Source organism: Quatrionicoccus australiensis, from assembly GCF_020510425.1.
GTDB lineage: Bacteria > Pseudomonadota > Gammaproteobacteria > Burkholderiales > Rhodocyclaceae > Azonexus > Azonexus australiensis_A.
On record NZ_JAHBAH010000001.1, the window covers coordinates 2,551,505 to 2,574,587 of the forward strand.

The 23,083-nt window shown below is 61.0% G+C and carries 24 protein-coding genes and 1 riboswitch; of the genes, 23 read left to right on the forward strand and 1 reads right to left on the reverse strand.

All coding sequences use genetic code 11. The features are described from left to right. The first annotated feature begins 34 nt into the window (after window positions 1-34). The 19 genes from KIG99_RS12275 (at window position 35) to KIG99_RS12365 (ending at window position 15,546) form a co-directional block, all read left to right on the forward strand. Complete coding sequence (locus KIG99_RS12275; protein ID WP_226460409.1) at window positions 35-199, forward strand: Flp family type IVb pilin; 165 nt, start codon at window positions 35-37, stop codon at window positions 197-199. Between the two features lie 108 nt (window positions 200-307). After that, complete coding sequence (locus KIG99_RS12280; RefSeq protein ID WP_226460410.1) at window positions 308-847, forward strand: prepilin peptidase; 540 nt, start codon at window positions 308-310, stop codon at window positions 845-847. Beyond that, complete coding sequence (locus tag KIG99_RS12285) at window positions 840-1,277, forward strand: TadE/TadG family type IV pilus assembly protein (RefSeq protein WP_226460411.1); 438 nt, start codon at window positions 840-842, stop codon at window positions 1,275-1,277. The genes KIG99_RS12280 and KIG99_RS12285 overlap by 8 nt, the downstream gene beginning before the upstream one ends. A gap of 36 nt (window positions 1,278-1,313) precedes the next feature. Beyond that, window positions 1,314-2,252 carry a Flp pilus assembly protein CpaB gene (gene cpaB, locus KIG99_RS12290; RefSeq protein WP_226460412.1) on the forward strand — a complete coding sequence of 313 codons (939 nt, stop codon included), beginning with the start codon at window positions 1,314-1,316 and terminating at the stop codon, window positions 2,250-2,252. Between the two features lie 65 nt (window positions 2,253-2,317). After that, window positions 2,318-3,643 carry a type II and III secretion system protein family protein gene (locus KIG99_RS12295; RefSeq protein ID WP_226460413.1) on the forward strand — a complete coding sequence of 442 codons (1,326 nt, stop codon included), beginning with the start codon at window positions 2,318-2,320 and terminating at the stop codon, window positions 3,641-3,643. A gap of 21 nt (window positions 3,644-3,664) precedes the next feature. After that, a complete protein-coding gene (locus tag KIG99_RS12300) occupies window positions 3,665-4,864 on the forward strand; it encodes a hypothetical protein (RefSeq protein ID WP_226460414.1) in 1,200 nt (399 codons plus the stop codon). Between the two features lie 11 nt (window positions 4,865-4,875). Continuing rightward, entirely contained in the window at window positions 4,876-6,177 is a 1,302-nt protein-coding gene (locus KIG99_RS12305) for a CpaF family protein (protein WP_226460415.1), read from the forward strand. Next, window positions 6,174-7,094, forward strand: a complete 921-nt coding sequence (locus KIG99_RS12310) for a type II secretion system F family protein (protein WP_226460416.1) — start codon at window positions 6,174-6,176, stop codon at window positions 7,092-7,094. The genes KIG99_RS12305 and KIG99_RS12310 overlap by 4 nt, the downstream gene beginning before the upstream one ends. A gap of 12 nt (window positions 7,095-7,106) precedes the next feature. Continuing rightward, entirely contained in the window at window positions 7,107-8,048 is a 942-nt protein-coding gene (locus KIG99_RS12315; RefSeq protein ID WP_226460417.1) for a type II secretion system F family protein, read from the forward strand. Then, window positions 8,045-8,824, forward strand: a complete 780-nt coding sequence (locus KIG99_RS12320) for a tetratricopeptide repeat protein (RefSeq protein WP_226460418.1) — start codon at window positions 8,045-8,047, stop codon at window positions 8,822-8,824. The genes KIG99_RS12315 and KIG99_RS12320 overlap by 4 nt, the downstream gene beginning before the upstream one ends. Before the next feature lie 71 nt (window positions 8,825-8,895). Next, the gene (locus KIG99_RS12325; protein WP_226460419.1) at window positions 8,896-9,549 is read left to right on the forward strand and encodes an excisionase family DNA-binding protein; all 654 of its coding nucleotides are present in this window, start codon (window positions 8,896-8,898) and stop codon (window positions 9,547-9,549) included. After that, on the forward strand, window positions 9,539-9,832 hold the full coding sequence (locus tag KIG99_RS12330) for a DUF3613 domain-containing protein (RefSeq protein ID WP_226460420.1): 294 nt from the start codon (window positions 9,539-9,541) through the stop codon (window positions 9,830-9,832). The genes KIG99_RS12325 and KIG99_RS12330 overlap by 11 nt, the downstream gene beginning before the upstream one ends. 12 nt (window positions 9,833-9,844) lie before the next feature. Next, window positions 9,845-11,485, forward strand: a complete 1,641-nt coding sequence (locus KIG99_RS12335) for a pilus assembly protein TadG-related protein (protein WP_226460421.1) — start codon at window positions 9,845-9,847, stop codon at window positions 11,483-11,485. 160 nt (window positions 11,486-11,645) lie between these two features. Continuing rightward, the gene (locus tag KIG99_RS12340; RefSeq protein WP_226460422.1) at window positions 11,646-12,008 is read left to right on the forward strand and encodes an ArsR/SmtB family transcription factor; all 363 of its coding nucleotides are present in this window, start codon (window positions 11,646-11,648) and stop codon (window positions 12,006-12,008) included. After that, window positions 12,005-12,478 (forward strand): arsenate reductase ArsC, encoded by a 474-nt coding sequence (locus KIG99_RS12345; protein WP_226460423.1) that lies wholly within the window; start codon window positions 12,005-12,007, stop codon window positions 12,476-12,478. The genes KIG99_RS12340 and KIG99_RS12345 overlap by 4 nt, the downstream gene beginning before the upstream one ends. Before the next feature lie 51 nt (window positions 12,479-12,529). Continuing rightward, on the forward strand, window positions 12,530-13,582 hold the full coding sequence (gene arsB, locus KIG99_RS12350) for an ACR3 family arsenite efflux transporter (RefSeq protein ID WP_226460424.1): 1,053 nt from the start codon (window positions 12,530-12,532) through the stop codon (window positions 13,580-13,582). A 5-nt stretch (window positions 13,583-13,587) separates the two neighbouring features. Then, a complete protein-coding gene (locus KIG99_RS12355; RefSeq protein ID WP_226460425.1) occupies window positions 13,588-14,145 on the forward strand; it encodes a sigma-70 family RNA polymerase sigma factor in 558 nt (185 codons plus the stop codon). A 103-nt stretch (window positions 14,146-14,248) separates the two neighbouring features. After that, window positions 14,249-15,304 carry a permease gene (locus KIG99_RS12360; protein ID WP_226460426.1) on the forward strand — a complete coding sequence of 352 codons (1,056 nt, stop codon included), beginning with the start codon at window positions 14,249-14,251 and terminating at the stop codon, window positions 15,302-15,304. A gap of 11 nt (window positions 15,305-15,315) precedes the next feature. Next, entirely contained in the window at window positions 15,316-15,546 is a 231-nt protein-coding gene (locus KIG99_RS12365) for a thioredoxin family protein (protein WP_226460427.1), read from the forward strand. 18 nt (window positions 15,547-15,564) lie between these two features. On the opposite strand, the gene KIG99_RS12370 is transcribed toward KIG99_RS12365, so the two are convergent. Next, the gene (locus KIG99_RS12370; protein WP_226460428.1) at window positions 15,565-19,047 is read right to left on the reverse strand and encodes an ATP-binding protein; all 3,483 of its coding nucleotides are present in this window, start codon (window positions 19,045-19,047) and stop codon (window positions 15,565-15,567) included. Between the two features lie 335 nt (window positions 19,048-19,382). Then, window positions 19,383-19,523: riboswitch (guanidine-I (ykkC/yxkD leader) on the forward strand. A gap of 55 nt (window positions 19,524-19,578) precedes the next feature. On the opposite strand from KIG99_RS12370, the gene KIG99_RS12375 reads away from it, so the two are divergent. The 4 genes from KIG99_RS12375 to KIG99_RS12390 are packed head-to-tail and all read left to right on the forward strand — an operon-like array spanning window position 19,579 to window position 23,081. Further along, window positions 19,579-20,628, forward strand: coding sequence for an ABC transporter substrate-binding protein (locus tag KIG99_RS12375; RefSeq protein ID WP_226460429.1), 1,050 nt, complete (start codon window positions 19,579-19,581; stop codon window positions 20,626-20,628). Between the two features lie 7 nt (window positions 20,629-20,635). Next, window positions 20,636-21,448 (forward strand): ABC transporter permease, encoded by an 813-nt coding sequence (locus KIG99_RS12380; RefSeq protein WP_226460430.1) that lies wholly within the window; start codon window positions 20,636-20,638, stop codon window positions 21,446-21,448. Next, a complete protein-coding gene (locus KIG99_RS12385; RefSeq protein WP_226460431.1) occupies window positions 21,445-22,293 on the forward strand; it encodes an ABC transporter ATP-binding protein in 849 nt (282 codons plus the stop codon). Before KIG99_RS12380 ends, KIG99_RS12385 begins: the two co-directional genes overlap by 4 nt. Beyond that, window positions 22,290-23,081: an urea amidolyase associated protein UAAP1 gene (locus tag KIG99_RS12390; RefSeq protein WP_226460432.1), complete on the forward strand. Its 792-nt coding sequence runs from the start codon at window positions 22,290-22,292 to the stop codon at window positions 23,079-23,081. The genes KIG99_RS12385 and KIG99_RS12390 overlap by 4 nt, the downstream gene beginning before the upstream one ends. Window positions 23,082-23,083 lie beyond the last annotated feature (2 nt).

Below are 23,083 nucleotides of genomic sequence, written 5' to 3' on the forward strand. Positions count from 1 at the left end.
TCTGCCTTTGTAGTCTTTTTCGAGGAGTTGCAAGATGTGGCAAGCAGTCAAGAAATTCATTTCCGATGAAGAGGGTGCTACCGCGGTTGAGTACGGTCTGATCGCCGCGTTGATCGCCGTCGCGATCATTCTTTCGGTAACCGGCGTTGGCGAGAAACTCAAGTCTGTATTTATTGCCATCAAGGATGCGTTGCCATAAACCTGCCGATGCGTGTTTTTTGGTCATGTCTTGACTGAAGAAACGTGATGAAAATGATACTTGGGCGCAGGGGCGAGTTTGTTGAGGACTTTGCCCCGCCAGAACAACATGGCACCTGGCGGCAATGAGGGAACAGTAACGGTGATCGTGAGTCTGGTACTGGGCATTTGGGCTGGTGGTTTGGCGTATGAGGATTGGCGCTGGCGGCGATTACCCAATGTGCTTCTGCTTTGCGGTGTCTTGCTTGGTGCCATGCATTGGTTGGCTTTTGGTCTGATGCCTTTCGGTTGTGTACTGACCGACGCGCTACTGGCCGGGCTGCTGGGCTTGGTGCTCTTCCTGCCTTTTTATGTCACGGGCTGGATGGGGGCGGGCGACGTCAAGCTGATCTCGGTCATTGGCTGGCTGGGCGGATTCAAGGTGTTGTTCATGGTGGTCGTTTATGGCTCAGTGCTGGCCGGCATGTTGGCCGTCCTGCTGTTGTCGCCGGTTTGCCGCGACTACATGTCTGGTCGGCAGATCGATTCCCGACTGCGCGCTCGTATTCCGTTTGGTGCTGGCTTGGCTGTTGTGGTGATCGGCTTGGTGCTGGGCTGGCTTGATGCCGAGGCGGTGCTGAGCTGGTGGCCGGAGATGGCGCGTGCGTGAGTCGCGATGTCCGTCGGCGGTGGCGCAGCGTGGGGCGGTAGCCATAGAGTTCGCCCTGGTGTTCGTGCTCTTTTTCATGGTCATGTATGGCATCGTTGCCTACGGGATGGTCTTTGCTGTTCAGCATTCGCTCACTCAGGCAGCCAGCGAGGGGGCTCGGGCGGCGGTGAGAGACGTCGGCGGTTTGCCGGAACGTATGGCACTGGCAAAAACGACCTCGGCAACGGCGATCGCCTGGCTCGGGGGGCGCGCGCCAGTGCCGCAGGTCACTTCGGCACCATGCGTGGCTACGTCGTTTGTTTGCGTCAAGGTGCTGCTGGTTTATGACTATTTGAATAATCCGCTCGTGCCGGCTTTGCCTGGATTGGGCATTGCGCTGCCGGCCCGCCTGACGGCCCAGGCGACTGTGCAGCTGGATGCGGTTTACTGAGTGGCGTTGCCGCCGTTGATAGAGGGATAAGCGAAAGTGGGCAAGACTCAAAGAATTCTGGGCGGCGTGCTGATCCTGCTGGCTTTGGCGCTTGCCGCCTATGCCTGGGTGCTGAGCGAACGTATGACTGCCGAACAGCATGAGGCCGAAACCCGCCTGCAGCCGGTCGTCGTCGCCACCGTACGCATTGCTGCCGGAACGACAATCCTCCCGGAAATGGTACAGCTGACCGGGCTGCCGTCGCGGCCGCCGGGGAGTTATGGCGATATCAAGGCCGTGCTCGGCAAACTCACGGCTTCCGATATTGCTGTCGGTGAACCTCTGCTCCAAGAGCGGATTGAGGGGAATGTCCGTGCGATGCAGCAACGTCTTGAAGAAGGTGAGCGGGCTGTTGCGGTACGCGTCGATGACGTGATCGCTGTCGGTAATCGCCTGAATCCTGGCGATCGGGTTGATGTCTTCGTTACCCTGCGGCGTAACAGTGAGGAAATTCCTGATACCCAGTCCAGGTTGCTTCTTGAGAAGTTGCGCGTACTGGCTTTTGGCAGCAAGGATGCTGCTGCCACCAAGGACAGTGGTAGCCAGTTGCGCAGCAACACGGAAACCCCCAAAACGGCTGTGCTTGCTGTGCGCCTGGGGGATGTCGATAAACTTGCCCTGGCGGCCGAGAGTGGCCGGCTGCTGCTTGCCCTGCGGCCGCAGGAAGCCGTGCCGGATAAAGCGCCAGAGGGTGTCGCTGTTACGAGCGCTTCTCCGGCTCAGATTTCCGCTGCGGCGAAGGAGGTTGCGCCGCCCGTATTGACCTTGCGTGACCTTGTGGGCACAGGAAAAATTGGTCAACGGGGCCTGGGAGTGGGGCCTAATTCCCCTGCCGGCAAGGGCGTTGCTGCCTCGGGGAGCGCGGTAAGCGTGCTACACGGCCTGAAGGAAAAAACGGTGTACCTGAATGCGAAACAAAGCGAGGCCCGGCAATGAAAACAACGGCTAGCAAGCAACAAGGCAACGCTTGCCTGGCATGCAAGCTCGGATTCCGGTCGATCTTGCGTTTGGCTGCCCTGCTGCTGGCAAGCGTCAGCCTGGTGTGGCCCGCAATGACGCGTGCAGGCGAAGACAGCGGGGTCATCGAAATAGCCGCCGGAGGGCAGCATTTGCTGAAACTGGCCAAGCCGGTACGGCGTGTGGCCGTCGGCAGTGGTGATATTGTTGAGGCCCGTGTGCTGAGCGCCCAGGAAGTTCTGCTGCAGGGCAACCGCCCGGGTGAAACGACGCTGCTGGTCTGGCTCAAGGGCATGCCGATCGCGCAAAGCTACCGGCTGCAGATCAACAAGGGGGTTGGTTCTTTGCCGAGCGATGCGGGGGGCGAGATCCGCCTGAAGGCAGCCGGAGATTTGAGTATCCTCGAAGGCCGGGGGGCTGATATGCGCCAGCTTGAGGCCGCCCGCTTGGTCGCGTTGCATGCGGCGGGTGATACCAAGGGGGTGTTGCTCGATAAAACAACGTTGCCGTACAGCGGCGAGGTGCAGATCGATGTCAGGGTCGTTGAGTTCAGCCGCAAGATACTGAAGAAGGCCGGTCTGAGTCTGTTGTCCAACAAATCCGGTTTCACCTTTGGTACCTATGCGCCGAGTAGTCTGACCAAGGTGCAGTTGAGCAATGGAGTGATCTCGTCGGAAGCTTCTCTGCCGATCAATCAGGCTCTGAATCTTGTGGTCGGCAATTCCTCGAACAGTTTGCTTGGTGTGCTTAGCATGCTGGAAGGCAACGGCTTCGTCCGCACACTGGCCCAGCCGACCCTGGTCGCCCAGAGTGGCCGCACTGCCGACTTTCTGGCTGGTGGCGAGTTTCCGGTGCCAGTGCCGCAGGCGCTGGGCCAGACGACGATCCAGTACAAGCCCTACGGCATTCGTCTGGAGGTGTCGCCGACCGTGCTCGCTGAAAACCGGATCGCGCTGACTGTCGCTCCGGAAGTCAGCGACCTTGATTTCGAGAACGCCATCACCATTAACGGCGTTACCCTTCCCAGCCTGACCACGCGTCGGGCGGGTACGAGTATCGAACTGGGTAATGGCGAGAGCTTTGTGATTGGCGGTCTGGTCAGCCAGAGCGTGATGAAGAACGTGAACAAGATTCCCGGACTTGGCGACATTCCCGTACTTGGTGCATTTTTCAAGAGCATCAGCCTGTCGCGGGAAGATAAGGAGCTGTTGTTCATTGTTACGCCGCGCCTGGTCCGGCCGCTGGCCGAGGGGACGGTGCTCGGGCCGATGCCGGGCGAAGAGAAGGCGAACTACAACCCGAGTTTGTGGGGCACCTTATTGTTGTCCGATGACGATGAGAATGCCCGGTATACCGGCTTTTCCAAATAAAAAAGCAGGGGCGGACTGATCATGGAGCACCGTTTCATTGTCGTGACTGAGCAGGAAACTCGTTTTGCAGAACTTAACGAAGCCCTGCAAAGCCTGGGGGTCGCCGTCTGGTTGCACTGGAATACCGATGTACTGGCCCAGTTGGTCGGTTCGCTGGGTTCCAACATTGTTTTCGTTGAGTTTTCCGGCGATAACACTCAGAAGGCCAGTGAGTTGGCTGGCAACCTGTTATCCGTCTATCCACGTCTGTGGATCGTTGGCTTCGCCTCGCGTGCTGACAACGGGTTGATCATCGAGGCAATGCGTGCCGGGGCTCGCGATTTCGTCGAACTACAGGCGCCGCGCGACGAAATTCGTCGTTCGGTGCAGCATGTGCTGGAACAGTCGCCGAACCTGCCGGCCCAGTCAACCGGCAACATGATCACACTGCTTGGTGCCAGGCCCGGTGTCGGTACCTCGACAGCGGCGGTGCATCTGGCCCTGCTGCTGAAACAGGAGGTGATGCCGGACGAACCCGTCCTGCTCCTTGATTTTGGCTATCCGGCCGGCGACGCGGCGCTTTACCTCGACACCAAGGTTGGCTTCAATTTCTGCGATGCCGTGCGCAGCCTGCGCCGTTTCGACCATGCCCTGCTTAATACCGCCTTCGCGCACCACAAGAGCGGATTGGCCATTCTTTCGCTGCCGCACAACCTGGCCGACCTGCGCGACATTTCGCCGGTCGATGCGATGACCCTGCTCAGCCTGTTCAAGTCCTATTTCAAGGTCGTCGTCGTCGATCTCGGCGGCTTTGCCGGCATGGACCTGTTGATGTACGCCTTGGGCATCTCGGACCGCATCATGCTGGTTTCCGAACAGACTTTGCCCTCGGTGTTTTCGGCGCGCCAGTTGTTGCAGAACCTGCGCGAGCGCGGCTTTGAGACCGAACGCATCGGCCTATTGACGGGCAAGTACGACGCCCGCATCGACATGACGCCGGAGCAGATTGCCCAGAACCTGCAACTGCATTGCGTGGACAACCTGCCGCAGCGTACCGACAAGATGATCGCCTGTGCCAACCTCGGCAAGCCCCTGCTCGAAGTGGCGCCGAAGGATCCCTATCTCGAGGTACTGCGCGGGATCGCCGGCAGCCAGGGGCGGCTTGCCGGGGCCGGGGTGGGCGATAGTGCTCCGGGGCCGGATTCCTTCCTGCGCCGTCTGTTTACCCCCTTGCTCAAGTAAGGACGCTGGCCATGGATTTCGATTTCGCCCTCGGTACCGATCCGCACAGCGAGTTTCACCAGTCCGACGAGTTCCAGGACATCAAGGGGGTGATGCACCAGAAGTTGGTCGAACGCATCGAGGAACTGGGTGCAGATTTCGTTAATTGGTCGCTCAATGTCGTGCAGCGTTTCGTCGCCCAGGAGGTCGAGGATTTTATCGCCAACCACCGGGTGCCGCTCAACGCGACCGACATCCAGCTCGTCGTCAAGGATCTGACCGACGAACTGACCGGCCTCGGCCCGCTGCAGGAACTGATGAACGACGACAGCGTGGCCGACATCCTGATCAACGGCTACAAGGAAGTGTTCATCGAAAGAAACGGCCTGCTGCAGCGTAGCAAGATCCGCTTCATCGACAACAAGCACCTGATGCGCATCGTTCAGCGCATGATTGCGCCGCTCGGTCGACGCGTCGACGAAGGCAGCCCGATGGTCGATGCCCGCCTGCCCAACGGCGGCCGGCTCAACGTGATCATTCCGCCGGTCTCGCTGAATGGTCCGGTGGTCTCGATCCGCAAGTTCCGCAGCCATCCGTTGCAGGCCTCCGACATGCTGGCCTACGGCACCTTGAATCAGGAAATGCTGGATTTCCTTGCGCACGCCGCCGAGATGAAATGCAACATCCTGATCAGCGGCGGCACCGGTTCGGGCAAGACCTCTTTTCTCAACATGCTGGCCCAGTTCATTCCCGAGGGCGAGCGCATCATTACCATTGAGGATGCTGCCGAACTGCAGTTGCTGCATGAACATGTCGTGCGCCTCGAGTCGCGGCCGGGTGGGCTGGAAGGTGTCGCTGAAGTCACCGCGCGTGACCTGTTGCGCAACAGTCTGCGCATGCGGCCGGACCGGATTATCGTCGGCGAGGTACGCGGTGGTGAAGCCGTTGAGATGCTGCAGGCAATGAATACTGGCCACGATGGTTCGATGTCCACAATTCACACCAATTCACCGCGTGAGTGCTTGCACCGCCTGGAAATGTTGTTGCATTTCGGCGGCTGGCAGGGCGGCGAATTCAACCTGCGCCGGCAGATTGTCGGCGCCATCAACCTGATCGTCCAGTTGGCCCGACAACCGAATGGCGCGCGGCGGGTGATCTCAATCAGCGAGCTCACCGGCGTTCAGGATGAAGTGGTAGCCATGCAGGAATTGTTCCGTTATGAACCGGTCATCAATAACGGTCGTGAAGGCTGGGTCAATACTGGTTGTCATCCCAAAACGCCAAAGCTCAAACGCTATACCGGTAATCCCCTTTTCCTGCTGGGTGGCCTGTGACTCAACTGAACGTCCTGCTCGGGCTGGCTGTGCTCTGCATGCTCGGTGCGGCAGTACTGCTGCTGCAGGGGGGCAAGGGCGAGCAGCGTCATGTCCGGGGTCTGTTGCGTCTCAACTCGGCGCTGGCCCGGCTCGAATCGGCACACGACTTTGTGCCGCCTCCTGTCAATAGCAGTTGGTTGCCGCCATTGCTTGGTAATTATCTGCTGCGTAGCGGTTTTGACGTAAATCAGCGCTTCTTTATCCTGCTTGCCTTGCCCGGTCTGGTGCTGCTTGTCCTTGGCTTGTTACTGCTTGGTTGGGGACGTGGTTTGCTGTTTTTTGTTGTCGCTTATCCGCTGTTCGTTGTTCTTTTTTTCAATTGGCGCAGCGAACGCTTTCGTGAGCAGGTGGTGGCCCAGTTGCCCGGTTTTCTCGATGCGATTTCCCGGATATTGAGTGTCGGTTGCAGCTTGGAGCTCGCTTTTCGCAACGCCGGCGAGGAGTGCCAGGAGCCCTTGCGGGGCATTGTTTCCCAGGTGCTGTTGCGGACCCAGGCCGGGCTGGCCCTCGAAGATGCGATGAGTCAGGTGGCGGAGAGTTACGCCATCCGTGAGCTGAACTTCATGGCCTCGGTCTTTTATCTTGGTGTGCGCTATGGCGGTAATGCCCAAGCCATTCTGGAGCGTATTACGCTGACTATGCGCGAGCGCCTGCGCAGCCGCAAGGAGTTGCTGGCAATGACCGCGGAAACCCGGGCCAGTGCATGGATTCTCAGCGCCTTGCCGGTGGTCGTTGGTTTGTTGACCTTGTCGTCGAATCCGGAGTACCTGATCAGCATGTGGCATGACGATACCGGGCGACAGTTGTTGCTGGTTGCTGCCGGTTTGCAGGTGAGTGGCATGTTTTTGCTCTTTCGTATGGCACGCCTGAAATGAGAGGCGCCTGACATGCATCTGATTCCCTGGTTGGTCGCGGCAAGCGTTGCCTTGGCTGTGTGTGGGGTCGGTGGCATTGCCTACGGCTATTTCTTGCGTGCCCAGCGCGAAATCCGACGCCAACGCCAGATGAGTCGTCTCGAGCAGATGCTTGGTGCTCTCCCTGGCGAATTCGAGCGAGAGGTGGAAGAGGTGTCTCTGTTCGAACGGATCGCATTGTTCATTTCTGGTCGTGGAGAGGGGGCCGGCGGGGCCGAGCAGAGCTCGGAGGAGCGTACCCTGCTGATCCGGGCGGGGTTCCGCAGCATGCGAATGCTGCTTCTCTTTCAGACGTTGCGACTGGCTTTGCCGCTGGCCGGTGCCATCCTGGCTGTCGGTTACGTGCTGCTCGCCGGCAATGAGGATGGCTGGTTGAAACTGGTGGCGGCCTGCATCATCCTCTATCTGGCACCCAAGTATGTGTTGGCTTTTCTTGCCCGTCGGCGCAGCCAGCAACTGGCAGACGAGCTGCCTGTATTCGTCGATTTTTTGCGCATGATGCACAGCGTGGGGATCAATTTTGAACAGTCCATCCTGCTCTTTGCCGAAGATGGCCGCCTTGGCCTGCCGGTGCTGGCCAGCGAGTTCCGGGCGGTCAACCTGGCTATCCGCAGCGGCCGTTCGCGTAGTGATGCCCTGCAGCAGATGGCGCGCCAGTTCGATGTCGATGAACTCGGCGAACTGGTTGCCCTGATCTGCCAGACCGATCGCTATGGGGCTGGCGTACAGGAGCCATTGCGTCAGTTCTCGCAGCGCCTGACGGAGAAAAAGCGTTTCGAGATGCAGGAATTCGTCGGCAAGATGGCTACCAAGATGGTGGTCGTCATGGTCATTTTCCTGCTGCCTGCCCTGATCATCATTACAGCTGGTCCCGGCTTTCTTTCGCTGTTCAAGGCCTTGGGCAATCTGACATGAAAACTGCCACACCGTTCCTGTTGCATTTCTTTCTGCTGCTTGGCCTGTGCACAGCAAGCTCTACTCTGCTGGCCGAGATCCCGACCCGTCAGATCGCAGCCGAGGGGGGGGCGCGGCAAGGGGAAAACGAGAACGATCCCGAGTTTTATCTGCAATTGATCGGCAACATGCAGGAAAAGAAGCTCTATTTTGCCTCCATCGCCCATCTCGACGCCTTCGACCTGCGCTGGCCTGGCGATGCTCGGGCTGCCTTGTTGCGGGGTGATGCCCTGCGCGAGGTCGGCTATCTTGATCGTGCCCGGGCGATTTACCAAAACATGCTGAAAACGGCACCGTCAGCCGGTGCCAATCACGGGCTGGGTATCATTGCCAGCCGTCAGGGCGATACGGCTTCAGCCTTGGTTGCTTTGGCAAAAGCGAATCAGTTGGCTCCAACCAATGGTGCCATTCTGAATGATCTGGGGTATGCGCAGTTGCTTGCCGGGCAACTCGATGATGCGCGCCTTAGCCTCCACAAGGCGAGTGAGCTGGATCCGAAAAGTGCTCGGATCGGGGCTAATTTGGCATTGCTCTATGGCGTGATCGGGCAGCCCGAAAAGGCGCAGAGCATCATGAACTGGTATCAGTTTCCAGAGGCGCAACGCCAGGAAATTTCCCGCAAAGCTGGTGAATTTGCCTATGGGCGCGAGAAAAAAGTGCTGGATTCAGTCAAGTTGCCGGATAGTGGGCAAAAAATTGATAGAGTTGAGGGTGCCGCCGCGAGTCTGCGGGAATGAGCGAAGCCGGTGAAAGGATCGTCCTGAGCCGTGCCGGGCTCATCAAGGTTGGCCCAATGAGATGACTGAAAATGAATAAATTAAAAACCACGAACAAGCCTGACGACTCCGAGGTCTATTGCACCACGCGCGAAGCGGCCGACATGCTGCATGTTTCGCTGCGTACCGTGCAGTTGTGGGTCGAGGCTGGCGTTCTCCGTGCCTGGAAGACCGATGGCGGCCATCGGCGGCTGCCCTTGAGTTCGGTCAAGGAGCTGATCCAGGAGCGGATGGGCAAAGGCAATATCGCGCCGGCCCCGGTCGTTGAATCGGCGCGCGAGAATTTCAGTGTGCTGGTCCTCGAGGACGACGAAGACATGCTGAAGCTCTACCGCTTGACCATGGCCGCCTGGCAGATGCCTATCCAGCTGACTTTTGTGAGTAGCGTCTTCGAAGCGTTGGTGGTGATTGGCCGCTGCCCCCCCGATTTGCTGATCACGGATCTGCGGATTTCAGGCGTCGATGGTTTCGAAATCATCAAGTTGCTGCGCAACGATCCGGTATTACGCAGTCTGAATATCGTTGCCGTGACCGGTATGGGGGCCGAAGAAATCGAGGAAAGGGGCGGCCTGTCCTCGGAAATTACTGTATTTACCAAGCCGGTTTCGTTCGACCAGTTGCAGGGCTATGTCAAGGCTTGTCTGGCGCACCGGCTGCTTGTCGATAGGCAGAAAAATGAAACCTGAAAGCACTATTCTGGCTGGCCTCTGCATTGCGGCCGGCGTGGCTTTTTCCGGGGCCTTGTCGGCTGATGAAGGCAAGGAAAAAGTGCAGGAAATCGGGGCTGCAACCAGCGCCCTGCTTGAGTTGCAACGCTCGGGCGCAGCTGCCGGCAAGGCGCAACCCGTGAGCGGCGATGTCGCCAGCCGTTCCTATCAGCGTTACCTGGAGGGCTTCTCCCAGCCCCAGCCGGAGTCGAAGGATAGTGCCTCCAGTTCGAACAAGCCGTCCGCTCCGCGTTCCCGCTGACGGTCTGCGTTCATGTTTTTCAAATCCCGGCGTTCGGTAGGGCGCTCCTGGCAGCGCGGTGCGATCAGCACCATGGCTGCCAGCGGCCTTGCCTTGATTATCGGAGCCGGTCTCCTGGCGGTTGATCTGGGCAGCTTGTTCCAGACCAAACGGCAACTGCAGAACGTGGCCGACATGGCTGCCCTGTCGGCGATCAACGATATTTCCGCTGCACCGGCGGTGGCGCTTGATAGCGCGGCACTCAACAACTTTGCCGTGCCGGGGGCTCGCAACAACCGCCTGGTCAGCGTTGTCGGCGCCTATGATTTCCGCGCCAAGGCTTTTACTGCCGGGGGCGGTGCTGCTGATCTGAATGCGGTGCAGGTCACGGCGACCACCACTCAGCCTTATTTTTTCATGTTCGGCAGTCGGGAGATCAGTGCGACGGCCACCGCTGCGAGCAGCGACATTGCCGGCCTGTCGATCGGTACGGCCCTGCTCAATATTGATACGCAAAAATCGGTGTTGCTGAATGGCCTGCTCGGCAAGCTGCTGCACACTTCGCTCAATCTCGGTGTTGCCTCATTTCGTGGCCTGGCCACGACCAGCGTGCGCCTGCTTGATCTGGTCAAGGCGCAGGCATCGGTCGGGACGGTCGACAAGCTGCTGGCACTCGATTTGACCCTGGCCGATCTGCTCAAGCTAACGGCCACTGCGCTGACGCAGACCGATCTGGCGACCGTCGATGCGACGGTGATTGATACGCTGAATTTGCTGGCGCTGAAGTCCGGTGGTGATCTCTCGCTGAAGCTCGGCGACCTGATCGATGCCTCGTTGGCCCCGGGCAACAGCGCTGCCGAGGCCAATATCAATTTGCTGCAGCTGGTGACCCTGGCCGCGCAGGTGGCGAATGGGAAAAACTTTATCAATATACCTGCGCTCGGTCTGGATCTTGGCGGCTTGGCGAAGCTCGATGTTGCCCTGACCATGATCGAGCCGCCCAGCATCGCGATTGGTCCGCCCGGCATTGGTGCCGACGGTCACTGGCGAACGCAGGCCCACACTTCGCAGTGGCGTTTGAAACTGCACCTGGTTATTGGCGAGGTGCTCGGCGGCTTGGTCAATCTGCCTCTCTATCTCGAAGTTGCGGCCGGTGATGCCTGGTTGAAGAGCATCGATTGCCGCTACCCGAGAGATAACAGCATCGTCAATGTCGGGGTCGCTTCCAGTGCGGTGCGCGCCTATGTCGGTAACGTCAATGCCGATGCGATGACCAACCGCAGTGCGGCGGCCACGGTGAGCAAGGCGACCATTCTCAATGTGCTGGGTCTGGTGACCGTTGATGCCCGGGCCGAAGTCAATTTGCCGGGAGGGGCGGCGGATCTCGCATTTACCGGGCCGTTCAATGCAGGCAATACCCAGTCTGTCGATGGCTTGTCTACGACGGGCTTGTTCAATGTGCTCGCGAGCAGTCTGATCCTGGACGTCAAACTGCTTGGCCTGGATCTGCAACTGGGAACCCTGCTTGATGCGCTGCGCGGCGTCCTGAACCCGGTCTTTGCCCTGCTCGATGCGATTCTTGCCCCGGTCTTGTCGCTGCTCGGTATTCAGATTGGCATTGCCGATGTCTCTGTGTTCACCCTGACTTGTGGTGCGCCACAACTGGTGCGTTAAGCCTCAAGAGCAATCAGGTGCAGGCCGGCGGCCGGGCTTCTGAAAAAAACTGAGGGCCTGCCATGTTCTTCCTGGCCCGGCTCCGGTCTTTTCCTCGATTTCGACTTCTCCCCAAGTTTGATGGGATTTAATATTTCAATATTTGTTGTAATATCGAAGCATGGAAAAAAATTCTGCCATCGCTGTCTTCGAATCCCTGTCCTCGCCGATCCGGCTCGACGTTTTTCGCCTGCTGGTCCGCCAGGGGCCGGACGGTCTGGTCGCCGGCGATATCGCCGCCAGCCTCGATTTGCCGCCGTCCAACCTGTCCTTCCATCTCAAGGCGCTGAGCCAGGCCGGTTTGCTGACGGTGGTGCAGGAAGGTCGCTTCCAGCGCTATCGCGCCAACATGGGGCTGATGCAGACGGTGATCGACTATCTGACCGCCGAGTGCTGCGCCGGTCACCCCGAACAATGTGGCGATCTGCGCCTGGCTCCGCTCTGCGGGCCGGCTGAAGGCGGTTCGCCGGGAGTGGAAAAATGAACATTCTTTTTTTGTGTACCGGTAATTCCTGTCGCTCCATCCTCGCCGAAGCCACCTTCAATCACCTGGCGCCGGCCGGCTGGCGGGCGATCAGTGCTGGCAGCAAACCGACCGGGCGGGTGCATCCGCGTTCGCTCGCCTTGCTGGCGCGTGAAGGGATTGCAACGGCGGGTTACGCCAGCAAGTCCTGGGACAACCTGCCGCTGATACCGGATATCGTGATCACCGTCTGCGGCAGTGCAGCCGGCGAAACCTGTCCGGCCTACCTCGGGCCGGTCGTGCGCAGCCACTGGGGCGTCGAGGATCCGGCGCATGCCGTGGGCACGGATGCGGAAATCGACGCCGCCTTCATGACGGCCTATCGCATCCTGCGCCGCCGCATCGAGGCTTTTCTTGCCTTGCCACTCGCTGAACTGGTGGACGAGCGGGCGCGCCTTCAGACCGAGCTGGATCGGATCGGCACGCTGTAAGTGGATTTTCTATCGAGCGAAACCGCGCCGGGTTTCGTGTGGGAGCATGGCATGAGCGCAGTCAGCAAGAAACTTTCCTTCCTCGACCGTTACCTGACGGTATGGATTTTCGCCGCGATGGCGCTGGGCATCGCGCTCGGCTATTTCGTGCCGGGCAGCGAGGCGTTCATCAATCGCTTCCAGGTCGGCACGACAAATATCCCGATTGCGCTCGGCCTCATCGTGATGATGTATCCACCCTTTGCCAAGGTGCGCTACGAGGAGTTGGCCGACGTCTTTGCCGACCGGAAGGTGCTCGGCCTGTCGCTGCTCCAGAACTGGATCATCGGGCCCATCCTGATGTTCGCGCTGGCCGTCATCTTCCTGCCGGACAAGCCGGAGTACATGGTCGGCCTGATCCTGATCGGCCTCGCCCGCTGCATCGCGATGGTCATCGTCTGGAACGACATCGCCAAGGGCTCGACTGAATACGCGGCCGGCCTGGTTGCCTTCAATTCGATCTTCCAGGTGCTGTTTTTCAGTATTTACGCCTGGTTTTTCGTCACCGTTTTGCCGCCTTTTTTCGGGTTGACCGGCATGGTGGTCGATATCTCGATCGGCCAGATTGCCGAAAGCGTCTTCATCTACCTTGGCATTCCCTGCGTCGCCGGCGTGCTGACCCGCGTCATCATGCTGCGCTACGTTTCGAAGGACTGGTACCACACGCATTTCGTGCCGAAGATCGGGCCGCTGACGCTGGTCGCGCTGCTGTTCACCATCGTCGTCATGTTCAGTCTCAAGGGCCAGCTCATCGTCAGCATTCCACTCGACGTCGTGCGTATCGCCGTGCCGCTGCTGATCTATTTCATCGTCATGTTTCTCTTCTCGTTCGCGATGAGCCGCAAGCTCGGGGCCAATTACAAGAAGTGCACGACGCTGTCCTTCACTGCCGCCAGCAACAATTTCGAACTGGCGATCGCGGTGGCGATTGCCGTCTATGGCATCAATTCCGGTGCCGCCTTCGCCGCGGTGATCGGGCCGCTGGTCGAGGTGCCGGTGATGATTGCCCTGGTCAGCCTGGCGCTGTGGTTCAAAACACGCTTTTTTGCCGGCGAGGTGGACTGAGCAAAATGGCCGTTCCCTGCCTGTTGACCGCCTGGCAAGCCCATGTCGGCGAATTGCGCGCCTACCTGCACCGGCACGGCGCGCCGGCCGACGAGGTCGACGATGTCCTGCAGGAGGTTTTCATCAAGGCGCTGCGCCAGGACGCCAAGTTCTGCCGTATCGAGAATGCGCGCGCCTGGCTCTTCGAGGTAACGCGCAACGCGCTGCTCGATCGTCTGCGGCGCAGCCGCGAGCATGTCGAACTGCCGGCCGACATTCCGGCGCCGGGGGCGGACGCGGCGCCGGTGGTCGATGCGCTGAGCCAGTGCCTGCCGCGCGTACTGTCCGAACTGTCGGCGGCCGACCGCCTGGCGATCACCTTGTGCGATCTCGAAGGCCGGACGCAGCAGGTGCTGGCCGAGCGCCTCGGGATCTCGCTGCCCGGCGCCAAGTCGCGTCTGCAACGGGCGCGCCGGCGTTTGCGCGCGCAACTGGTCAGCGCCTGCCAGGTGCGTTTCGATGCCGACGGCGAGGTCTGCTGCTTCGTGCCGCGCCCGCCGCTGGCGGATTCGGGCGAGTCGTAGCGGTCGACCGGTTCCGGTCGGCATAAATTAAATGCACCTCCCTGCATCCTTTCGCGGCATGCTGCGTCTTCCGTTCATCTGAACAGAATTCCGGATCGCAACCATGGGCTCTGCCGACCTCCCCGAAAAATCCCGTCCGTCCCTGCGCGTCTGGCTGCTCGGCCTGGCCGTGGCGACGTTGCTCTGGTTCGCGGTCTACAGCCATCTGACCGAGTTCGCCGATGCCGTGATCGCCGCCCTCGGTCTGGCACATGGCACACCGCTCGGCGAAGCGGTGCATTTCTTCTTCTACGACACGCCCAAGGTCCTGCTCCTGCTGACCGGCATCGTCTTCCTGATGGGCATCATCCAGACCTTCTTCTCGCCCGAGCGCACGCGTGCGCTGCTCTCCGGCAAGCGGGTCGGCGTCGGCAATGTGCTGGCGGCCTTGCTCGGCATCGTCACGCCCTTCTGCTCCTGCTCTGCGGTGCCGCTGTTCATCGGCTTCCTGTCGGCCGGTGTGCCGCTCGGCGTGACCTTCTCCTTCCTGATTTCGGCGCCGATGGTTAATGAAGTGGCGCTGGTCCTGCTCTTCGGCATGTTCGGCTGGCAGGTGGCGGCGCTTTACCTCGGGCTCGGCCTGGCGGTGGCGATCATTGCCGGCCTGGTGATCGGTCATCTGAAAATGGAACGCCATCTCGAGGATTGGGTGCAGGGCATCCTCGCCGGCTCGGCGCCCGAGTTTGCCGGCGAGCGTCTCGACTGGCGCGAGCGTTTCACGGCCGGCGGTCGGCATGTCCGCGAAATCGTCGGCAAGGTCTGGCCCTACATCCTGGTCGGCATTGCGCTCGGCGCGGCGATCCATGGTTACGTGCCGGAAGATTTCATGGCCTCGTTCATGGGCAAGGATGCGCCCTGGTGGTCGCTGCCTGCGGCCGTGGCGCTGGGCGTGCCGATGTACACCAATGCGGCCGGCGTCATTCCGATCGTCGAGGCGCTGATCGGCAAGGGCGCGGCGCTCGGTACCGTGCTCGCCTTCATGATGAGCGTCATCGCGCTCTCGTTGCCGGAAATGATCATCCTGCGCAAGGTGCTGCGCCTGCCGCTGATTGCCACCTTCGTTGGCATCGTTGCGGCCGGCATCCTGCTCGTCGGTTACGTTTTCAATCTCGTGCTTTAAGGAGTTGTGCCATGAAAGACATCAAGGTACTCGGCACCGGCTGTGCCAACTGCAAGAATACCGTTCGCCTGATCGAGGAAGTGGCCGCCGAGAAAGGCGTCAGCATCAGCCTGTCCAAGGTCGAGGATCTGCCCGAGATCATGAGGTACGGCGTGATGTCCACGCCGGGCGTGGTGGTCGATGGCAAGGTTGTGCACGCCGGCGGTGTGCCCGAGCGCAGCAAGGTGGCCGGCTGGTTGTAAGCCTTTGGGATTGCTGGTTCAGGCCAGCGTGGTCCGGCGCTCGCGTCGGGCATGCTGGCGGAGCATTTTGAGCAATTCTTCGAGGTCGACCGGTTTGGCGAGATGGCCGATCATGCCGGCGGCCAGGCACTTGTCGCGCTCTTCGCTGAAGGCGTGTGCCGTTTGCGCGATGATCGGCAAGTCGGGCGCCAGTTCGCGAATCAGCCGGCTCGCTTCGTAGCCGTCCATTTCCGGCATCTGGATGTCCATTAGCACATAGTCGTAGGCGGCATCGCCGTCGCGGGCAATGCGCTCGACGGCTTCCCGCCCGTTGCTGACCACGACCACCGTCGCTCCATTCTCGATCAGGTTGGCTGCCAGTATGGTCTGGTTGATCGGTTCGTCTTCAGCGACCAGGAAGGAGAGCCCCTGTAGCGGCGTGGCGGCAATTGCCGGACGCGCGGGGCTTGTTTCCTTTTCTGCTTCGGCCGGGGCGGAAATGTAGGGCAAAAGGATGTCGACCGTTGTGCCGATGTCGGGCTGGCTGCGTACTTCAATGCTGCCCTGCATCAGTTCGAGGATGCGTTTGCTGATCGCCAGACCGAGGCCGGTACCGCCGAACTTGCGGGTGGATGAGGCGTCGGCCTGCTGGAAGGGATTGAACAGCTCGCCAAGCTGCGCCGGCGTCATGCCGATGCCGGTGTCGCTGATCCGGAAGGCGAGTCGATCGCCGTGCACCGAGGCGCTCAGGCTGACCTGTCCGTGGGCTGTGAATTTGATGGCGTTGGAGAGTACATTGAGCAGCACCTGACCGAGCCGCAATGGGTCGCTCAGGCAACTTTCCGGCAGGTCGGCGGCGAGTTCGGTGTGTAGTTCGATGCCCTTTGCTTCCGCCCGGTCGCGCAGCAGATCCAGTGTGTGTTCGATGACTTCGCCGAGATCGACCCGGGTCTGCTCGATATTCAGTTTGCCGGCCTCGATTTTCGAAAAATCGAGCACGTCGTTGATGACGCCAAGCAGGCGCTTGCCGGAAAGCTGGATCTTGGCAAAGGCATCGCGCGCCTTGGCCGGGTTCTCGCAATTGCGGAAACCGATGTCGGCAAAGCCGAGTACGCCGTTGAGTGGCGTGCGGATTTCATGACTCATGTTGGCGAGAAATTCGCTGCGGATACGCGCCAGGTTCTCGGCTGCCATCAAGGCCTGCTCGCGGGCCAGGGCGGTGGCCCTTTGTTCGCTCATGTCGACGAAGCTGATTACGGCGCCGATCGTCCTGCCGTCTGCCAGCATCGGATGTATGGCATACATCACGGGCACGGCATGGCCGTCGGCATGCCAGTAGACCTCGTTGTCGGCACGCATCTTGATGCCCTGGCACAGGGCGCTGTGACTCGGGCATTCCGCCAGCGGATAGGGGCTGCCATCCGGCTTGCTGTGATGGAAGAGGGCGTGGCCGGGCTGGCCGATGACCTGTTCGGCCGTATAGCCGAGCATTTCACAGGCGGCCGGATTGATGAAGGTGATCAGGCCTTTGGCGTCTACGCCGTAAAGCCCGTCGGCGCTCGACTGGATGATATGCGTGGCGCGCGCTTCGGTTTCCATCAGGGCCGTGGTGCGTTGTTGCACCAGTTCTTCGAGATGGCGCCGGTGCAATTCGAGTTCGGCCTCGTTGCGCTTGCGCTCGGTAATGTCGCGGGTAACGGCAAGGATGGAGGTGATCCGGCCTTCGTTATCGCGCATCGGCACGGCATGGGTTTCCAGCTGGCGATGCCCACCCTTGAGCCCGATGATTTCGAATTCAAGCGAGCCGGCCTTGCCTTGCATGACGCTGTCGTTCAGGGCGCAGAAGGCGGCGCGATCCTGCGGCGCGACGACGGTGAGGATGTCGCAGCCCAGCACCTGCTCGAGCGCGTTGGCCTCGATCATGCTCAGCCCGGCACGGTTCATCTGCAATAGCCGGCCATCCGGTGTCAGCAATTTGACGCATTCGGGCTCGGTGTCGATGATGGTCTGCAACTGACGTTCGTTACTGGCCAGTTGCTGCTGTGCCTGCTCGCGCTCGATGGCCGAACCGACCCAACGCGCCAGCAGCGCCATGAATTCGCGGTCGGTATCGTCGAATTCGCGATGGTAGGGCGTGGGGGAACTGAAATTGACTGTCCCGTGCACCTTGCCGTTTACCAGGACCGGTGCGCCGATGTACGACTCCAGCCCGAATGCGGCGTAGCAGGGATGACGGGCATGGCTGGAACTTCCCATGCGGGCGATGGAAAGCACATTTTCGCTCTGCAGCGTGATGTTGCAATAGGTGTCGCCGAAGGGGAATTCCTGGCCATCGTGCAGGGCATTGTCCGGGGAAACCTGGGAGATGACGCGGTAGATGTCGCCACTGATCTGGCTGATGATGCCAAACTCGAGTTCCAGCAGTTTGCTGCCCGCCGTGAGGGCCTGCTGCAATTGTTTGTTGAGCGGCAAATGCGAGAACGCGGCGATTTCGTTGAGGCGGCGCAGACTTTCCTGCTGGCGCAGGCCATGTTCGACGCTGTGGTTGAGCATTTCCTCGCGCAGTTGGGTCAGGCTCAGCTGGCGCAGCATGAAGTAGCCGGACAGGGCTGACAGCAGGATGAAGGCAAGCGCCATCGCCGAGGTCTGGTAAAGCTCGGTGCGCCAGGCTGCCAGAGAATCCTCGCTGGCGGCGCCGGCGAGAACGATCATCGGCGCCTTGGCGAGATGCCGGTAGGTCAGCTGACGATCCTGCCGGTCGGGACCGTTCTGGGTGTGATAGCTGGCTGTGGCGATGCCGGACTCGACGAGTTGCCGGAGTTCTGGTGAGACACCGCGATTGCCGACCTGGCCGCCAGGTTGGTCGGGGATGGCTGGAAACCGCGAGATCAGGCCAAGCTTGTCGTCACGCAGAATAATGCTGCCGTGCGGTCCGAGATCGAAGCGGGAAATGATCTTTGCGAAGTGGCTAAGCGCAATGGGGGCCGAAATCACCCCGGCAAAGCTGCCGTCCGGGCTGTTGTAGCGGCGTGAAAAGCCGATGATGTACTGCTGCGAAACGCGCCCCATGCGTGGTTCGGCAATGCGTAGCGTGCTGTCGCTGTGGTCGCGGTGATAAATGAAGTAATCGCGGTCAGCCCAGCTGATCTTTTTTTCCTTGATCAGCCCCTTGCCGAGAATGACCAGACCGTCTGCATCGGATACCCGGAAGGCTTCGACTTCCGGCAGGCGCTGTTCGTGCCGGCTCAGGAAGGCGGTCATGCCGGCCTCGTCGATTTTTTTGCCGGCCAGTTGGCGCTCGAGTTCGTCGGCGACGGTACGCAAGGCGAGGTCGATGCGGGCAATGCTGCCGGAAACGTCCTGATCCAGTGCGCTGGCGATGTTCTGGGTCAGTGATTCGGCGCGCTGTTCATACTGTTCGCGGCTTTGCTGCAGCGAGAATATGCATAGCAGAACAACCAGCAAATTGGCGAGTACCAGGCTGGAGAGCAGCAGTTTGCGCAGGTTTTGCGGGGGCCTCATATTCTTGTTCGGGCAGCGGGTCAGGCCAGTACGGCGGTGCTATGCAGGAGGAACTTCCAGAGCTTCCTGATTTTTATCGGTAGACGCCTGAATACTACGCCTTTTGGCATATGTGTAACGGATTTTTCAAATGATAATCTGCACCAAGGTGGTGCTTTTTGTGGTTCTTGGCACCACGATGTGCCAGCACCTTACCGGCCGACTGTTCCTTTTTCGGTTGCTCCAAAATTTATGGTCCTGTTTTTAAATGACTATTTTTGTATGGCGTTGCTTGGCATACGACGTGCTAAATAGACTGTCGAGAGGGGCGGAACTGTTGTAGCGCGTTCGCTTCTTCGAAGGGTAGCTAGGGTTCCGGTTTCGCCAATGGGCAGTAATGTCGGGCGGGATGTCTGGTCCGAGAGCTGCCGGTCATGAAATGCCGGACTCGTTGTCGGCAGGGCATGGCTCCACGGAGGGATAAAAGCCCGGGAGGATCGCTTTGACGAAGCGCCCTCTCGCCCATTTATCCGATCCGCAAGGGAGTCAGTCATGCACAATCTCGCAGCCCGTTCCGCCCGCCGCTCCATCCTCTCCGGCGAGGCCTCGCAAGTTTCTTCCGTTTTCTCCCGCCTGCGCCAGGGTGCCGTCGCGCTCGGCGTCGGCCTGTCGCTGATCGCCACCTCGGCGCCGGCGCTGGCCGAAGTCAAGGTTGGCGTGTCCGACTGGCCGGGCTGGGTGGCCTGGTACGTTGCCGAGCAAAAGGGTTTCTTCAAGAAGAATCACGCCGACGTCAAACTGGTCTGGTTCGCCAACTACACCGACTCGATCTCGGCGCTGTCATCCGGTCAACTCGACGCCAACTCGCAAACCTGGTCCGACACCATGGGCCCGCTCGCCAAGGGCGTGCCGGTCAAGGCCGTGCTGGTCAATGACAATTCGGCCGGCAACGACGCGCTGATGGTCAGCCCGAAGATCAAGGGCTTTGCCGATCTCAAGGGGAAGCGCATCGCGCTCGAGGAATTCAGCATTTCGCATTTCGTGCTCGCCACCGCGCTGGCCAAGAACGGCATGAGTCAGAAGGACGTCAAGGTCGTCAATCTGTCGGCCGGCGATGCTGCCGCCGCCTTCATGTCCGGTCGCGTCGATGCGGCCGTGGTGTGGAACCCGTGGGTCAACCAGATCGAGAAGAGCGGCAAGGGCAAATCGCTGTTCACCTCCAAGGACATGCCGGGCCTGATCCCCGACCTGCTGGTCGCGCAGGACAAGGCAATCAAGGCCAAGCGCAAGGACCTGGTCGGCATGATCCGCGCCTGGTTCGACACCGAGAAGTTCATCCGCGAGAACCCGGATGAAGCCGCCGCGATCATGTCCAAGGTGGTCAGCATGAAGGCCGACGAATACAAGGTCTTCCTGCCCGGTACCAAGTTCTTTGACGCTGCCGCCAACCAGGCCGCGTTCAATGCCGCCGATCCGAAGTCGCTGCAGACCGTGGCGCCGACCATTGCCAAGTTCCTGCTCGACAACAAGCTGATCGACGGCAAGCCGGATGCGGCCAAGGGCATCGACGCCTCGCTGCTGACCGAAGCCCTGGCCAAGTGAGCTTGCGATGAGCCGGACTTCGCGCGGCAGTTCGCTGTGGCAGATCCGCACCGCCATCGACCGGCGCCAGTACTGGCTGCTGGCCGTGGCCGGGCTGGTTGCGCCGCTGCTCGCCTGGGGCCTGCTGGGTAGCCTGGACGGGGTGGACAAGATCTTCCTGCCCGGGCCGCTCGACGTGCTCAAGCGGGCGCTCGCCTGGGCGACCGAAGACGACCTGGCGCACGACGTCGCGATCAGTACCTGGCGCGTCGTCGCGGGCTGGGCGCTGTCCGCCCTGTTCGCGCTGCCGATCGGCCTCTACATCGGCACCTACCGTGCCGTGCAGGCGCTGCTCGAGCCGCTCACCGACTTCATCCGCTACATGCCGGCCGTCGCCTTCATTCCGCTCGTCATGCTGTGGGTCGGTATCGACGAAGGCTCGAAGGTGGCGATCATCTTCATTGGCACCTTCTTCCAGATGGTGCTGATGGTCGCCGAGGATGTGCGGCGCGTGCCGCTGGCGCAGATCGAGGCGGCGCAGACGATGGGCGCGACGCGCGGCGAGATCGTCGACAAGGTGATCATTCCGTCAGCCAAGCCGGCCCTGCTCGACACCCTGCGCATCACCATGGGCTGGGCGTGGACCTACCTGGTCGTCGCCGAGCTGGTTGCCGCCAACTCCGGGCTCGGCTACGCCGTGCTCAAGGCGCAGCGCTTCCTGCAGACCGACAAGATCTTCGCCGGCATCCTGATGATCGGCCTGATCGGCCTGGTCATCGACCAGAGCTTCCGGTTGATCCATCGCAAGGCCTTTCCCTACCTGAATGGAGGTCGTTCATGAGCGCCAGCATCGAAATCCGCGGCGTCGGCAAGACCTTCGGGCGCGGGCCGGGGGCAATCACCGCCTTGCAGAATGCTGACCTGCAGATCGGCCGCAACGAGTTCGTGACCTTCGTCGGCGCCTCCGGCTGCGGCAAATCCACGCTGCTGCGCATGATCGGCGGCCTGGAAACGGTCAGCGTCGGCGCGATTGCCGTCGATGGCCGGCCGATCGCCGGGCCCGGCGTCGAGCGGGCGATGGTCTTCCAGCACTACAGCCTCTACCCGTGGCTGACGGTGATCGAGAACATCAAGTTCTGCCGCCAGCTCAAGGCGCACATCGCCAACCGCACCGATGCCGACGTCGAGAAGGCCTCCGGCCGCGCCGACGCGCTGCTGCGCCTGATGGGCCTGGCGCACGTCGCGCATGCCTATCCCAATCAGTTGTCGGGCGGCATGCAGCAACGCGTCGCGATCGCCCGCGCCCTGATGAGCCGGCCGCCCATTCTGCTCATGGACGAGCCCTTCGGCGCACTCGATGCGCAGACGCGCGAGGTCATGCACGACCTGATCCGGCATGTGCATCGCATCGAGGGCAGCACCATCGTCTTCGTCACGCACGACGTTGAGGAGGCGATCTACCTTGGCCAGCGCATCGTGCTGATGGCGCCGCGCCCCGGTCGCATCGACACGGTGTACGAGGTGCCGCTGCCGGCCGCACGGCAGCAGGACATGAAACTTGCCCCCGAGTTTCTGACGCTGAAGCGGGAGATTCTCGACCGCATCCGCGAGACCTCGGGCATGAAAACCGATCTCGAGCAGCTTGAACGCCTGTCGGCGCAGGCTGCCGTGGAGGAAAACGCATGAACACCGCTTTGCAGAAAGCCCGCGCCGCGGTCGATATCGACCAGCGCTGGCAGCAATTTGCCCCCGATCTGGAGGTCGACCGGGTGCTTTTCTCCGACGTCATTCCCGGCGGCTGCCACTGGTCGTGGCTGCTGCCGCGCGGCGTCACGCTGCGCCTGACCGCACTCGATGCCGGCGCCAACCTGTCGCTGGTGCTCTACAACGCGCGCCAGAAGCTGGAGCGCTATAACCCGCCGGACACGCTGAAGGCGCAGCACACCGCGCACTTCACGCGCGGCCACGTGCTGATGAGCGACATGGGCTGTTCCCTGGCCTCGATTACCGCCGACAGCCTGGGCTGGCACGACCCGCTCGGCCTGCTGCTCGACGCCGAGCGGCTGCACGCCAAGTACGGTGATCACAATTACCAGCAGTTCCGCAACGGCATGTACCGCTCCGGGCGCGACGGCCTGTTGATCGAGATCGGCAAGTACGGCCTCGGCCGGCGCGACCTGGTGGCGCCGGTCAATTTCTTCAGCAAGGTCAGCGTCGATGCCGAAGGCCGCTTCGCCTTCGCCGAGAACCACGCCAAGGCCGGCGACTACGTCGATCTGCGCCTCGACATGGACGTCATCGTCGCCGTCTCGGCGGCGCCGCATCCGCTCGATCCGCGCCCGGGCTACGCACCGGCCCCGGTCGGCGTCGCCGCCTGGCGTTCCGGCCCTGCCGCGGCCGACGACTACTGCCGCGCCTTCCGCCCGGAAGGTGCCCGCGCGCTGCACAACAGCGATATGCAATACCTGATCTGAGG

What these genes read in the sequence shown, in the direction of transcription:
- KIG99_RS12300 (WP_226460414.1), top strand. Translation starts at nt 3,665, where the DNA reads ATGGAGCACCGTTTCATTGTCGTGACTGAGCAGGAAACTCGTTTTGCA.
- KIG99_RS12365 (WP_226460427.1), top strand. Translation starts at nt 15,316, where the DNA reads ATGAAAGACATCAAGGTACTCGGCACCGGCTGTGCCAACTGCAAGAAT.
- arsB (WP_226460424.1), top strand. Translation starts at nt 12,530, where the DNA reads ATGAGCGCAGTCAGCAAGAAACTTTCCTTCCTCGACCGTTACCTGACG.
- KIG99_RS12360 (WP_226460426.1), top strand. Translation starts at nt 14,249, where the DNA reads ATGGGCTCTGCCGACCTCCCCGAAAAATCCCGTCCGTCCCTGCGCGTC.
- KIG99_RS12345 (WP_226460423.1), top strand. Translation starts at nt 12,005, where the DNA reads ATGAACATTCTTTTTTTGTGTACCGGTAATTCCTGTCGCTCCATCCTC.
- KIG99_RS12280 (WP_226460410.1), top strand. Translation starts at nt 308, where the DNA reads ATGGCACCTGGCGGCAATGAGGGAACAGTAACGGTGATCGTGAGTCTG.
- KIG99_RS12325 (WP_226460419.1), top strand. Translation starts at nt 8,896, where the DNA reads ATGAATAAATTAAAAACCACGAACAAGCCTGACGACTCCGAGGTCTAT.
- KIG99_RS12385 (WP_226460431.1), top strand. Translation starts at nt 21,445, where the DNA reads ATGAGCGCCAGCATCGAAATCCGCGGCGTCGGCAAGACCTTCGGGCGC.
- KIG99_RS12335 (WP_226460421.1), top strand. Translation starts at nt 9,845, where the DNA reads ATGTTTTTCAAATCCCGGCGTTCGGTAGGGCGCTCCTGGCAGCGCGGT.
- KIG99_RS12315 (WP_226460417.1), top strand. Translation starts at nt 7,107, where the DNA reads ATGCATCTGATTCCCTGGTTGGTCGCGGCAAGCGTTGCCTTGGCTGTG.
- KIG99_RS12305 (WP_226460415.1), top strand. Translation starts at nt 4,876, where the DNA reads ATGGATTTCGATTTCGCCCTCGGTACCGATCCGCACAGCGAGTTTCAC.
- KIG99_RS12375 (WP_226460429.1), top strand. Translation starts at nt 19,579, where the DNA reads ATGCACAATCTCGCAGCCCGTTCCGCCCGCCGCTCCATCCTCTCCGGC.
- KIG99_RS12380 (WP_226460430.1), top strand. Translation starts at nt 20,636, where the DNA reads ATGAGCCGGACTTCGCGCGGCAGTTCGCTGTGGCAGATCCGCACCGCC.
- KIG99_RS12275 (WP_226460409.1), top strand. Translation starts at nt 35, where the DNA reads ATGTGGCAAGCAGTCAAGAAATTCATTTCCGATGAAGAGGGTGCTACC.
- KIG99_RS12390 (WP_226460432.1), top strand. Translation starts at nt 22,290, where the DNA reads ATGAACACCGCTTTGCAGAAAGCCCGCGCCGCGGTCGATATCGACCAG.
- KIG99_RS12355 (WP_226460425.1), top strand. Translation starts at nt 13,588, where the DNA reads ATGGCCGTTCCCTGCCTGTTGACCGCCTGGCAAGCCCATGTCGGCGAA.
- KIG99_RS12370 (WP_226460428.1), bottom strand. Translation starts at nt 19,047, where the DNA reads ATGAGGCCCCCGCAAAACCTGCGCAAACTGCTGCTCTCCAGCCTGGTA.
- KIG99_RS12320 (WP_226460418.1), top strand. Translation starts at nt 8,045, where the DNA reads ATGAAAACTGCCACACCGTTCCTGTTGCATTTCTTTCTGCTGCTTGGC.
- KIG99_RS12330 (WP_226460420.1), top strand. Translation starts at nt 9,539, where the DNA reads ATGAAACCTGAAAGCACTATTCTGGCTGGCCTCTGCATTGCGGCCGGC.
- KIG99_RS12340 (WP_226460422.1), top strand. Translation starts at nt 11,646, where the DNA reads ATGGAAAAAAATTCTGCCATCGCTGTCTTCGAATCCCTGTCCTCGCCG.